This is a genomic window from Bacillus sp. FSL R5-0416 (genome assembly GCF_037975425.1).
In the GTDB taxonomy this organism is placed as follows: Bacteria; Bacillota; Bacilli; order Bacillales; family Bacillaceae; genus Bacillus; species Bacillus subtilis.
In genome coordinates this window covers 1,325,931-1,339,056 of sequence record NZ_CP150252.1, presented here as the reverse complement: position 1 = coordinate 1,339,056, position 13,126 = coordinate 1,325,931, and the positions used below count along the sequence as shown (strand labels likewise).

General features: G+C 44.6%; 14 protein-coding genes. 4 read left to right on the top strand and 10 right to left on the bottom strand.

From position 1 onward, the window contains the following. Positions 1–28 precede the first annotated feature (28 nt). Complete coding sequence (locus NYE20_RS07135; protein ID WP_003245071.1) at positions 29–865, bottom strand: manganese catalase family protein; 837 nt, start codon at positions 863–865, stop codon at positions 29–31. Positions 866–941: 76 nt separating this feature from the next. Next, positions 942–1,544: a poly-gamma-glutamate hydrolase family protein gene (locus NYE20_RS07130; RefSeq protein ID WP_038828723.1), complete on the bottom strand. Its 603-nt coding sequence runs from the start codon at positions 1,542–1,544 to the stop codon at positions 942–944. A 104-nt stretch (positions 1,545–1,648) separates the two neighbouring features. Here NYE20_RS07130 and NYE20_RS07125 point away from each other — a divergent pair, with 104 nt between their 5' ends. Beyond that, positions 1,649–2,026, top strand: coding sequence for a PH domain-containing protein (locus tag NYE20_RS07125; protein WP_014479546.1), 378 nt, complete (start codon positions 1,649–1,651; stop codon positions 2,024–2,026). 39 nt (positions 2,027–2,065) lie between these two features. On the opposite strand, the gene NYE20_RS07120 is transcribed toward NYE20_RS07125, so the two are convergent. Continuing rightward, entirely contained in the window at positions 2,066–3,019 is a 954-nt protein-coding gene (locus NYE20_RS07120) for an N-acetylmuramoyl-L-alanine amidase (protein ID WP_124059755.1), read from the bottom strand. Positions 3,020–3,139: 120 nt separating this feature from the next. On the opposite strand from NYE20_RS07120, the gene NYE20_RS07115 reads away from it, so the two are divergent. Next, entirely contained in the window at positions 3,140–3,397 is a 258-nt protein-coding gene (locus NYE20_RS07115; RefSeq protein ID WP_003232731.1) for a YciI family protein, read from the top strand. Positions 3,398–3,427: 30 nt separating this feature from the next. On the opposite strand, the gene phrA is transcribed toward NYE20_RS07115, so the two are convergent. The 3 genes from phrA to yjoB form a co-directional block, all read right to left on the bottom strand. Then, a complete protein-coding gene (gene phrA, locus NYE20_RS07110) occupies positions 3,428–3,562 on the bottom strand; it encodes a phosphatase RapA inhibitor PhrA (RefSeq protein ID WP_003245487.1) in 135 nt (44 codons plus the stop codon). Next, positions 3,552–4,688, bottom strand: coding sequence for a response regulator aspartate phosphatase RapA (gene rapA / locus NYE20_RS07105; RefSeq protein ID WP_015252291.1), 1,137 nt, complete (start codon positions 4,686–4,688; stop codon positions 3,552–3,554). The genes phrA and rapA overlap by 11 nt, the downstream gene beginning before the upstream one ends. Before the next feature lie 144 nt (positions 4,689–4,832). Further along, entirely contained in the window at positions 4,833–6,104 is a 1,272-nt protein-coding gene (gene yjoB / locus NYE20_RS07100) for an ATPase YjoB (protein WP_003232739.1), read from the bottom strand. 148 nt (positions 6,105–6,252) lie between these two features. On the opposite strand from yjoB, the gene NYE20_RS07095 reads away from it, so the two are divergent. Continuing rightward, on the top strand, positions 6,253–6,717 hold the full coding sequence (locus NYE20_RS07095; protein ID WP_014479541.1) for a DinB family protein: 465 nt from the start codon (positions 6,253–6,255) through the stop codon (positions 6,715–6,717). A gap of 225 nt (positions 6,718–6,942) precedes the next feature. Then, the gene (locus NYE20_RS07090) at positions 6,943–7,707 is read left to right on the top strand and encodes a sulfite exporter TauE/SafE family protein (protein WP_014476525.1); all 765 of its coding nucleotides are present in this window, start codon (positions 6,943–6,945) and stop codon (positions 7,705–7,707) included. Positions 7,708–7,745: 38 nt separating this feature from the next. On the opposite strand, the gene NYE20_RS07085 is transcribed toward NYE20_RS07090, so the two are convergent. From NYE20_RS07085 to NYE20_RS07070, 4 genes are all read right to left on the bottom strand, one after another. Next, entirely contained in the window at positions 7,746–9,239 is a 1,494-nt protein-coding gene (locus tag NYE20_RS07085; protein WP_072174218.1) for an altronate dehydratase family protein, read from the bottom strand. After that, positions 9,236–10,678, bottom strand: a complete 1,443-nt coding sequence (locus tag NYE20_RS07080) for a tagaturonate reductase (RefSeq protein WP_161621523.1) — start codon at positions 10,676–10,678, stop codon at positions 9,236–9,238. Before NYE20_RS07080 ends, NYE20_RS07085 begins: the two co-directional genes overlap by 4 nt. 75 nt (positions 10,679–10,753) lie before the next feature. Continuing rightward, positions 10,754–11,755 carry a LacI family DNA-binding transcriptional regulator gene (locus tag NYE20_RS07075; protein ID WP_021479486.1) on the bottom strand — a complete coding sequence of 334 codons (1,002 nt, stop codon included), beginning with the start codon at positions 11,753–11,755 and terminating at the stop codon, positions 10,754–10,756. Between the two features lie 87 nt (positions 11,756–11,842). Then, complete coding sequence (locus tag NYE20_RS07070; protein ID WP_021479487.1) at positions 11,843–13,111, bottom strand: MFS transporter; 1,269 nt, start codon at positions 13,109–13,111, stop codon at positions 11,843–11,845. Between the last annotated feature and the right edge of the window lie 15 nt (positions 13,112–13,126).

The following is a 13,126-nucleotide window of genomic DNA, read 5'->3' as shown; positions in this document are numbered from 1 at the left end:
GGATATATTCCTCAGCCCAGAAGAGAACCTAACATTTCGACATTGGGGGAACTGTATTATGCAGCCACATGGGCGCCGGTTTAAGATGAGGCGCAGATGCGAACGCAATCGGAGCCGGGATATACCTGAATTCACCCCGGCCGTCAAAGGCTTCCCCATGTGCCCATCTTCCTTGCGAGCTTTCATCCCCCCTGGAAAAGTTAAACAAATCATAGGAGACTTCTTGCTTTTCGAGCTCACGCGGGAACGTCGTCGGGACGACAATATCCCGTTCTCTTTCCTCCAGCTCTTTAATGGCCGCGTACCACATATTTTGATGATAGGTATCCCTTGCAATCAAAAATGACAGCATATCTCTTACCCCTGGATCATCGGTCATGGCATAAAGCCGTGTCACCTGAAGGCGTCCTTGGGCCTCCGCATTTAAGTTAGCGCGAAAATCGGCCAGCAGGTTTCCGCTTGAGATAATGTATTTTGCATTCCACGGATAGCCCTCACTATCTGATGCCATCGCCCCCAATCCGGACACAATCGCGTGCTGAGGATTCATCCCTGACATGACTGCTGCGATAGCGGGATTGCTTTTATAAGCATCCTCCTGTACATCCGCGGGTGCATTGTCCAGAAGCCTGGAAATCATCGTTGCCAGCATTTCTACGTGCCCGATCTCTTCGGTCCCCACATCATATAACAAATCTTTATACTTAGCATCCGCCCTGCAGTTAAACCCTTGAAACAAATACTGCATCATGACGCTAATTTCACCGAATTGGCCGCCGAGCACCTCTTGAAGTTTTTTCGCATAAACCGGATCGGGATGAGCTGGCTTTGCTTGATATTGAAGCTCTTTTATATGATAAAACATGAATCATTCCTCCCTACACTTTCGCACAATCCCAGCGTATGAAGGAATAGGCTGACAGTGCAGGTCCCGTTTCGTTTTATGTATAAAAGCCAAGCTTGACAGCTTCCACATATCGATCAAACAAATCGTTTTGTATGTAGCTTTTATCACGGCACCCAAAATTGCAGAACAGCGCGTTTCGCTGTGCCGTGCTCACCTCCAATTGCAGCCCCATTTCTCTTTTCGTCCGATTGACAATATTGTTTGGGTGTACACCTGCGAGGCGGTCTTTCTCATTAGTGAGCTCGGCGCTAAAACCCGCTTCATTCAGACGCTCACAAATGAGCTTGGCTTTTTTACGATCCGCCCCGCCGACCAATGTATGCGGGATTTTCGGATCATAATACCCGTGAAACGCTAATGCGTAATGGTGGTCATTCACTTTTTCTAAAGCCAGCGGCTCATCAAAACGAATGCTGGTGAGATGCAAGGAACGGTTGTTTCGCGGCTTTAGACCCTCAAACAAATAGATGGAACATCGATCCGAAAATGCCCGTACCAATTCACTGACCCCAGGCTCAATTCTGCCGCCGTGGGGACCGAGGACGATAAATTCACTTCCGTTTTTTTCCTCATAAATAATCCGGTATTCCGACTCAGAAGCAGAAAGGGCTGCAAAGCTGTCATACCTATCTGTCATTTTGAACGCCCCCTTTACCAGTCAGCACAAGTTTACTCTACTCATCCATGAATGAAAACCTTTTTTATAGTATGATTTGATAGAATACGCAGAGGAGGTATATGATGGGGTTTATTGATGGATTACTCGGCAATGCGTCAACACTGTCAACGGCTGCTGTAAAAGAAGAGCTTGCTCATATTTTACTTGAGGGTGAGAAGGTTGAAGCCGCGTTTAAGCTGGTTCGCGATTTGATTGTCTTCACTGACAAGCGGCTTATTCTTGTGGACAAGCAGGGAATCACAGGCAAGAAAACGGAGTTTCAATCGATTCCGTACAAAAGCATTTCCAGATTCAGCGTGGAAACGGCCGGCCGCTTTGACCTCGATTCAGAGCTGAAAATTTGGATTTCCGGCGCAGAACTTCCTGCCGTCTCAAAGCAGTTTAAAAAAGATGAGAGCATTTATGATATTCAAAAGGTGCTTGCCGCAGTTTGTATGTAAGATAAAAAGACGGAAGCTTCACAGCTTCCGTCTTTTCATTTACAGCTTTTCCTCCATCTTCGCTTTCGTTTTCGGACCGTAAATCCCATCAGCCGTTAAACCGCTGACAGACTGAAAACGTTTCACTGCATTTGCTGTTTTCGGGCCATAAACGCCGTCAACGCCGTGATTTTTCGCTCCTTTATCAGGATAAAAATAAAGAGCGGCTAAAGCGGTCTGCACCTGCTTTACTTTTGTCCCTTTCGTCAGCGGGCTTGTCACTTTGATCACGCCGGATGGGAGCGGATATGAGGATGCGGCATGGCTTTTAGAAGCAGATGCCGTCTGAGGCAGTTTGATCACTTGTCCGACTTTAATGTAATTCGGGTCAGTAATATGATTGATGCTTTGCAGCGTTTTCACACTGACTCCGTGTGATGCGGCAATCCCTGACAATGTGTCGCCTTTTTTCACCTGATATACAGACGCTGAAGAAGAGACTGCAGCTTTTTTAGCTGATAAGCCCCCGTTTAATTCCTTTTCAATTGCCGCCTTCACTTGATCCCAGCGCCCCTCTGATAAAATGCGGTGCGGGCAATACTTTCCGTTCCAGTCCTGGTGCTTTCTTACACGATCGATGCCCCAGCCGCGCTCCTTCAAAAGCTGTGCAACAAATGAAATCGCCAAGGCTTCAGCTGCCTCATACTTCGGGCCTCCCGATTTGCTGTAGCAAATCTCAACACCGATTGATTTGCGGTTTCCCGGACCGTTTGTGCCGTCACCAGTGTGCCAAGCGTTTCGGTTAAGCGGCAGACCTTGAATCACCTCTTGATCATCGACCGCAAAATGAAAGCTTGTCGAGCTTGTGTTCCCGATCATATAGCTGATTTCATTGGCCGCTGATGCATCGTTTGCCGTGTTGTGAATGGTAATGTATTCAGCGGACATTGCATTAGGACACTTCAACGCGTATTTCGCCTCAGAAACCAAATTTTTCTTTACTGGAATGCTCACCTATCATCTCTCCTTTTCTTTTTTCATAAATAGGTGGCATTCGTAGGACGAAAAGCTCATATCATCTATCACCGTAATATGGATAAATGTGTTAAACTGAAGTTCACGGAGGGTCTGAATATGTATACATATTTAATGCTGACAATGAGAACGGAGAAATTTAATCAGGAGCATGTGGCTGGGCACTATGAATTTCTGGATCGTTTACAAGCAGAAAAACGTTTAAAAATGTTTGGGCCATTTAGCGACGCCACAGGCGGAGCGTATGTCATCGAAGCAGATTCACTGGAAGAGGCAGCGGAAATCGGCCATGCGGATCCGCTGGTGGCAAGTGGATCTTCTGAGCTGACGATAAAAGAATGGAAGCTGAAGAAATAAAAAAGACCCCTAAGGGTCTTTTTTTATGCATCATGTTTGATTGCGTGCCGCAATATGAAATGTTTTCCCTTCTGTGTTTGCTGTTTCACCTGCATGAACCATCACCTGAGTAAAGCTGAACCCGACCGCAACGAGCAACAAACCTGACATCCATTTAGATTTCATATAAACAATCTCCTCTCTGGATTTGTTTTTGTGCGTGCACCATTTTCTCATAAAATGAAAGTGCTTTTTCGGGCTGTCCGTTTTCTATATAGAATTGGGCAGCATCATGCGCCAGCTCTTCAATATAAGGATACAGCATATGTTCTTCAAGAAATTGAAAGGTGTGTGAGACCGATTCTGTGTCAATGTTTTTTCCGTATAACGCATGTAAAAATTGAAAAAGCTCCACAAATAATTCATCACTGTATTGACGGGCGATTTCCAATCCTTCACGATACTTTTTTTGCGCTTCGGCGTCATTTTTTTGTTTATACAGAACTTGTGTTAAAGAGTAGATAGAATGCGGAAGATTATCGAACTTTTCCGACTTGCAAATAGAAACAGATTTCTCAAAGTATTCGGCTGCCTTTTGCAGTTCACCCATTTTCTCATAGCAGTTTCCGAGATTATACAGGGCGGAACTGATCAGGCGGGGATTGCCTTCTTTCTTTGCAAGATCTAAAGCCAGTTCTAAGTGGGGCAATGCTCTTTCTGGATACTGCATATCATCATAATTACCTGCAATAACGAATTCACATTGGATTCTGCGGACGGTGTACGTTTCATACATTTGGTATGTTTCTAATGCCTGAACGGCGTAGCTCATCGAAACATAGGTTTGTTTTAAATTATAAAAAATCTCAGCCATTTTAAAAGCAAACTCGGCTTTCTCAATATCATCCGAGACGAGGGCAAGATTCTTTTCTGCCCGTTTATAGTACATCATGGCACTGACAAACATCTTCTGCTTAAATTCATACATTCCTCGAAAAAAATTAAAGTAATATTCGAGAAGCCCTGTCAGCTTGTACTGATTCCCTTCGATGTCTTCTAATAATTCTGAAAACTCTAGCTGCGACGTGTCCTCTCCAAAAGGCTTAATGTAATCCAGCATGACACGATGCCTGAACTCCATTAAAGAATAATACAGCAGCAAATCTTGGTCTTCTTCCATATCCTCAATTTCTCTTTCTACTTCGAGCTTGACCCGTTCGGCTTCAGCGACGTGGAACTGCCGGATATGAGTATACCATTCATTAATTTTAAGCCCGACATAAGAGGACGGAATCGTCTGCTTCATCCTCAATTAATCCCCCCTTTTGAATTACCCGAGATATGTCATATTTTATCATATTTACAAGAAAAAGAAGAACGCAAAATAACCGCAATTGTCGAATTTCGGCTAACCGCAACAAAAAAGCACGGGTTTTTCAAACACCCGTGCTTTCTTTTAGTGAAAACCGACTTTGTTTCTTTCCATCCAGCTTCCCCGCTGGCTTTTTCTTTGCTCTCCTGTCATGTCTTTCACCATGGTTTCAATATGGTGATTCCCTTCTTGGTGCCATTGAAGGGCTGAAGATACATATAATTCTCCCAGCTGTGCAAAGGAAAAGCCTTCTGTAAGTTTTGCGGCGTTTTTTATTTCTCCTTCACTCAAAAAGATGCCAAAGCCTCTCATTTTCATATATTCCAGCCGCAGCTCTTCATCCGGAAGCCCGATTTCATAGGCACGGTCAAATCGCCCTGCACGATTCATCAAACCTGGATCGATCTCTTCGGGATAGTTTGTCGTACCGATGAGAAATAGCCCCTCTTTTGATGTCGCGCCGTCCAGCGTATTGAGAAAAAAGGACCGCACATCTTCCGGCATCGAATCTATATCCTCGATGACCAGAACTGCAGGAGCGAGGCGTCTCGCTGCCTGAAAGACTTCTTCTATTGTCTCGCTCGACGTAAATTCAGTAATTTGCCAATAAGCAACAGGTGCATCGATACTGCCTGCGATCGACTTCACTAACGTCGTCTTTCCGTTTCCAGGAGGTCCATATAACAGAATGCCGCGCTTGTAAGGGATGTCATATGTTTGATAAAACGATTTATCACTATGAAAAAACTGATCAATTGATCTGTATATCTCCTTTTTCAATAGCGGATTCATGATGACTTGACTCCGCTGAACCTCTCTGACAATGGCTTCCTGCTCTCTTGAAGTCCCTCCATCTCCATCCGTAAACACGGTCACTTTCCGCTTGCTTTTTTCCCAAAGACGCGGTCTGACTCCCTCCAGAAATGCACGCATCCTTTCATCGTTAACCGCAAACAGACAATCAAAACTCATAATGCTCCCATCTTGAAAATATGGAATTCTGGCAAAAGCAACTCCCTTTTCAGGATACGCGTATACACTGTTTCTTATAGACTTATGGACGGTATAATCCGGTTCTTTCTCATCTTCATCGTAAGCAAAGGTTTTCTTTTCAAGCTTTTCAAATATATATGCCACATGCTCAGGCTCCAATGAACCGCTGCGGACATCTTCTACAAGAAGCTCCCAGTATTCCGTATTTGGATCATCACTGGCATAGAGCTCATAGAATACACCGTATTGATCATAAAGCGTTTCTTCAATCCGTGTGATAAGGTAACCGAAAGTGCCGTAGCCCGCCGCAGCTCTTTCATTCTCTTTTTCTTCGTACTGATAAATGAAAGGTATGTTAGTCATGTTTATACTCCATTTCATGTTTTGTGAACGTTATATATACGATTGACATAGCATTTTGTTTCATCCCACAGCATATTACTTGTGAATTCGTAACCATTGATATAGGATTTCATTGCACCATTTATTTTTACATATGGAGGAGATCATAATGAGCCAATCCAATCAAATTGTCAGCCATTTTTTATCCCATCGAAACGTGACCAATGAGCTTGCCGAAAAAATCAGCAAAGACCATTACAGCTACAAACCGGCAGAAACATCAATGTCAGCAGAAGAGCTGGTCAAACACATTCTTACGTCTTTCCACTTGTTCGCAAATGTCATTAAGGAAGGCAATGCCTCACCATTTCAAAACAAGCAGGAAGAAACAGAAACAGATCTCAATGTTCTGGCAAAAACATATACAGAAAAAACGGCCGCTATCCTTGAACAGCTGACTGAAGAGCAGCTGGACAGAGAAATTGATCTGACATCCGCTTTCGGCAGAAAAGTCACAGGCCGCGCGCTACTTCAGCTTGCAATGGAGCATGAAATTCACCATAAAGGCAACCTGTTCGTTTATGTGCGGGAAATGGGCCACACTGAGCTTCCTTTCTATCAGCAGCGCATGTAGCGTAAACAAGAAAAAAGATACCTGTTAAGAGGTATCTTTTTTTTTGCGCCTTTAGTACTTCTCGATTTCGTCCAGACACTCATTATAGGGCAAATGAATAGAGATATTGAGCATACCAAAATTTCAAGCAGCTAACGTGCAAAAATTCAAAAAATTTAATTGATTAACGCGTCCTAATCATATATAATCTGATAAAAATAGTCGGGTTTTCAGGAGGCCTTTATCATGAGTGTAAGCATCATATTGATGGGTTTGTTTGTCGGAGCCTTAGTCGGATTGACGGGAGTGGGTGGAGCGGCCTTATTAACTCCCCTTTTAATTGTGCTTGGAATTAATCCTTCCATCGCGGTCGGTACAGATCTTGTATATAACTCGATCACAAAGCTGTTTGGCGTTGCCTCCCATTGGCGGCAGAAAACGATTAATTTTAAATTGGTAAAATACTTAGCCATCGGCAGTATTCCGAGTGCTTCGCTAGCCATTGGCATCTTGCATTTGTTCCCCGCCTTTCACCAGCATCAGGAAGAAATTATTAAGCACGCTCTAGGATATGTGTTAACGCTGGTTGCCATTTCAATCATCGTTCGTTTGTTTTTGGATAGAAAACTTCGTCCCAACCGCTGGCAGCTGATGCCGCTTGAAAATAAGCGGGCGCTGACGATTCTTATTGGTGTTGTGTTTGGGTTTATCGTCGGCTTAACATCAATCGGTTCCGGCTCATTATTTGCAATCGCCATGATTTACTTATTTAACATGAAAGCGTCACAGATTGTCGGAACAGATATCGCGCATGCATTTCTTCTTGTTACGGCAGCAGGCATTTTGAACGCTAGCTTCGGAAGCGTGGATTACATGCTGGCAGCTAATCTGCTCATTGGTTCAATTCCCGGCGTGCTGATCGGAAGCCATCTTTCGCCTCGATTCTCCCCGCGTCCACTGCAATTTATTATGGCGTCCATTATTTTAGTCAGCGGTTTAAAATTGATTTAATGAAGAAGGCTATCCGCTTGAAGGATAGCCTTTTCTTATTATAGCGTCACACCCGATTTAAAAATGGCGAGTTCTCTGAAATCATTTTTTTCATGGTTCACAAGCTGGCCGCTTGCCACCTCAACCATATAGTGGATAAACTCACGCAGCACATATTCCTCATGAACATCATCCTCTGCTAAAAGGCCTGCGTTAAAATCAATCCAATGCGGCTTCGCTTCATACAGCTCGGTGTTTGTCGCTACTTTCACCGTCGGGACAAAGGTGCCAAACGGCGTGCCTCTCCCCGTTGTAAAGAGGACAATTTGGCAGCCGGCCGCCGCCAATGCGGAGGAGGCGATCAAATCATTGCCTGGCGCGCTCAAAAGCGTCAGCCCTCTTGTCTTGAGCACTTCCCCGTATTTCAAGACATCCGTGACAGGAGAAATCCCCGCTTTTTGCGTACAGCCCAGCGATTTATCCTCAAGTGTAGAAATGCCGCCTGCTTTGTTGCCCGGTGAAGGATTTTCGTACACCGGCTGATCATGTTTGATAAAATATTGTTTAAAATCATTGATTAATTGGACTATCTTATGAAACACTTCTTCATTGGCAGCCCGCTGCATCAGGATGGTTTCTGCACCGAACATTTCCGGTACTTCCGTCAGCACCGTGCTCCCTCCCTGTGCAATGAGATAATCTGAAAAACGTCCAAGCAGCGGGTTTGCGGTTATGCCGGAAAAACCGTCCGAACCTCCGCATTTCAGCCCGATCTTCAGTTCAGACAGCGGAATGTCTTCTCTCTTATCTCCTTTGGCCGCTTCATGAATTTCCTTCAGCAAAGCAACGCCTGCCTCCATTTCGTCGGTCACCGACTGGGATTCCAGAAACTTCACCCGCTTCAAGTTCACATCTTGCAGTGCTTCCTTCATTCTTGCCAGCTCATTGTTTTCACAGCCAAGCCCTAACACCAAGACGCCGCCGGCATTTGGATGGCGAATAGCATTCAGCAGGATTTGCTTCGTATTTTCATGATCGTCGCCAAGCTGCGAGCATCCGTATTGATGCTTTAACACCAGTACGTTATCAAATGGAGTGATATCCCCTGTTTCTCTGACAAAACGCTGCAGCATTTTTTCTGCTATTCCATTGACACAGCCGACAGTTGGGACAATCCACAATTCATTCCGTACACCCGCATCTCCGTTTTCTCTTCTAAAACCTTTAAACGTCCGGTTCTCATTAGTATACGGATTTTCATCAAATCTTGGTGTATAGCTGTATGATTGGATATCAGACAGGTTTGTTTTCGTATTATGGACATGAATATGCTCTCCGATCGAGATATCTTGTGATGCATGACCGATTGGAAACCCGTACTTGATGATGCTGTCGTTTTCTTTAATAGGCTGCAATGCAATCTTATGGCCTCTTTTTATATCATCCTTTACTTCAATCGACACGCCGTCCGCATGCAGCCTCTCTCCCTTTTGGATATCCCGCAGAGCAAGAAGGACATTATCTTGCTTATGAATCTTTATAAACGACTTCAACGTACCTCTCCCCCTTGTATGCAGTATTGTTCAAGAGCCCGCTGCATGCCCAGCTCATGAATAAGATTCAAGTAAACAGCGACTCTATCAGTCAGCTTCGGTATCTCATTGAGATCTGCCCCCCACAGCCGCTGTTCGCTTAACACTCTTGATGCAATCCGAAGCATGTCGCCATCCTCCTGACACCAAACCTCTTTGAAAAATTGAAGCACTGCCGGATCATCCTGCAATGTCTCGTTATCATGATAAAAATACAGAAGAGCGCTGAAAGAAAACACCAAGCGTTCAGGAAGCTGTCCCTTTTGTTCAGCATATTCCTTAAGAGTCGGCAGGTTTCTCGTTTTGAATTTGGAAACGGAGTTCAATGCAATGCTTTCCAGGTAATGCTTAATATACGGGTTTTTAAAACGGTTCAGCACATCGTCAGCATACTGAAAAAGACCTTCCATTTTTAAAACAGGAAGAATTTCGTCGTCAATCAGCTCTCTTATAAATCGCCCAACTTCCGGATGCTCGACAGCATCCCTAACAGTTTTTAAGCCGTATAATAAAGCCACTGGCGTCATTGCTGTATGAGCGCCATTTAAAATTCTTACTTTTTTAGTCCGGTATGGGGTGAGGTCGCTGACGATCTTTGTATGGAGCCCTGCAGCCGCAAAGGGAAGTTCTTTTCCAATCCAATCAGGCCCCTCGATAACCCATAAATAATATTGCTCTCCCACAACTATCAAATCATCCTGATAGCCAAGATCCGCCGTGATCTCATCAATGCTGTCGACGGGAAAACCCGGAACAATCCGGTCTACTAAACTATTACAAAATGTATTGGCCTCATGAATCCACTGTGTAAATCCTTCCTCCAGCTTCCACAGACCTGCATAATGAAGAACCGTTTCCTTCAGCTTTTCGCCGTTGTTCTCAATCAGTTCACATGGGATTAGGACACACCCTTTTGTCTGATCTCCTTTAAAAGCCTGATAGCGGAAGTAGAGAAATGCAGTTAATTTCCCAGGGAATGTTTTTTGCGGCCTATCCTCTAAACGATCTTTTTTATCACATACAATCCCAGCCTCAGTGGTGTTGGAGATAATAAACCGAAGCCTTTCGCTTGATGCCAATTCTTTGTATGCTTCATAATCAGAAAACAGGTCAATTCCCCGGCTGATTGAGTTGATAATCATATGCTCGTTTACCGCTTCTCCGTCTTTCATTCCTTGTAAAAAAAGCGTATATAATCCATCTTGCTGATTTAATCGTTTGATTTTTTCTGAGCCTCTTGGCTGGACAACTGCCACGCTCCCATTAAAATTAGCGTGTTGATTCAATTGATCAATCTGCCAATCAACAAATCCCCGAAGAAAGTTTCCTTCTCCGAATTGGAGAATTTTTTCTGGATACCGAGTATAGTGATCGTACACATTTTTATTCAGTTTCTGCATCCTTATTGCCTCCCTCTTTTTATGCACACGTTAACATTTTTCTTTATAAAAGAATGCCCGCTGAAAAACGGGACATCACGTCGTCAATCGTCTGACTGAATCACGCACCATGAATTCTGTGTTTTCCAAGATTTTTTCTGCTTTTGTTTCGGGCTCGCTGATCAGAGACAAGAGTTTTTGCGCACCGAGCACGCTGATTTTCTCCACTGGGCGCTTTACTGTTGTAAGTCTTGGCGTGATGTACTGTGAAAACCCAATATCATCAAACCCGATCACCGAAATATCATCAGGAACGCGCAGGCCCTTTGCGAATATCGCATTCATCGCTCCGATTGCCATGTCATCATTCGAACAAAAAACAGCGGTTGGAGGATTCGGCAGTGCCAGCAGCCTCTCCATCGCTTGAAAGCCGCTTTCCATATCGTACTGTCCTTTGACACTGTATTCATGCTTGATCGGAATATGATGTTGAATCAGTGCAGATAAGTAGCCTTCCTTTCGCTGCTGGGAGGATTTAAAGCCTTCGATCCCCTCGATGATGGCGATGTCTTGATGGCCGGACTGAATGAAGTATTCTACAGCTTCTTGAGAGCCTTCCTTGTCATTGGACAAAATATTCGTGATGGTGCGATCATCAATATCACGATTCAGCACGACAAGCGGAATGTTTTTTTCGCGAATATGGTAAATGAAAGAATTATCAATGTCACTTTGGCTCATTAAAATGATGCCGTCATACCTCATCGGTGTAACGGAGTCATAGTTTTTCAGATCATCAATGCCGCGCACATACAGATTGTAATCCTCACTTATGGCTTGATTGACGCCTTTGATTGTGTCTGCAAAGAAGCTGTGTGAGGTTCCGTTTGTAATGCTTGTAAAGAATAGCCCGATCGTATGCGACTTTTGCATCGCAAGGCTTTTCGCATTTACATTTGGTGTATAGTTGAGCTGCTCTGCTAGCTCTAATATCTTTTTCTTCGTATGTTCTTTGATGTAAGGACTGTTGTTGAGTGCTCTGGAAACGGTTGTGTGGGATACGTTTGCGAGTTTTGCGATATCTTTTATGGTTACCATCTAATTCCCTTCCTTATCATACCGGCTGCGATTATTTACTGTATATTGTATCATCAAACATACCGCCTCTCCCACTATATTTCCAGATTAATAAGACACAGGATTCTCAGCTTCTGTTCCTGCTGGCTTGCCAATGATTGGACGGACAAAACGAATCACAGCAAGTGAAGCGAAGACAGCCAGCCCTCCGGCAAGCAAAAATGCTCCAGAAAACGTGCCTGTTTGGTCAACAATAAATCCGGTTAGAGCCGGGCCGATAATTCCTGCCGTGTTGGCGAGGAAATGCATGAAGCCGCCAACAGAACCGACATTGTTTTGATCAACCACATCTTGAATGACAGCCCAATAGATAGCACCGGTCAAATAAAGAAAGAACACTGACAGAGCGACAAGAGTGACAGCCCCCGCAGTCGTTGCCACAAGCCCGGCAAAACCAATCAGGACAGCTGATGAAAACAAACACGTGACAAGCACAACCTTGCGCGAGAACAGCACACCTTTTCGGGCCGTTTTTTTGTACACATAGTCAGAAACAAATCCCCCCGCAGCCAGCCCGATAAAGCCTAAAATCCACGGGATGACCGTAATGACACTCATCGATTCAACACTTAATCCCCGTTCGTCGACAAGATAGCTCGGAAACCACGTCAAAAAGAAGAAGAGGATGTAGTTGTAAGCGAAAAAAGCGAACGCCGTGAACAGGACCGTTTTTTGCTTCAGGTAAAAGGTGAGCGGAATTTTTTCTCCGGGAGACGTTTCTGCTTTTATTGCCGGTGCTTCCTTCATCGTCTCTTGCGGCTTTTCTTTGACAAACTTGAACCAGAGCACTGCCCATATCAATCCAATAATCATAATGAGAACGAAGGATACCTTCCAGCTGAACGCCACTGCGATCATGCCGACTATCGGGCCAGAAATGGCTCCCCCGAGCGGCGTGCCGCTGTTGGTTACACCGATAACAGACGCCCGCTGGGTCGGCGGGAACCAGTTGTTCACCATCTTGTTGATGGTCGCCGAAAGCGGGCCTTCTCCCATTCCGAAGAGAATGCGTATAATCAGCAGGCTGACAAAGCCAAAAGCGAGGGCGACTGCTCCGCTAAACAGCGACCAAACAACCATCGCGACAAACAAGGTCAGCTTTGCCCCATAGCGGTCGGATGCCACGCCCCCAAGAAAGTTAAAAATGGCATAACCAATCGAAAAACTGCTGAAAATCAAGCCCATTTGCGTGGCAGACAATGTGAGATCATCCTGAATAAAAGGAGCTGCAATGGAAAGCGCCGAGCGATCCAGGTAATTAATCACCCCTGCCAGGAACAAAAAAAGGATAACGGGAAGCTTATCTTTTGAAAACATCTCAACCTCACCCCT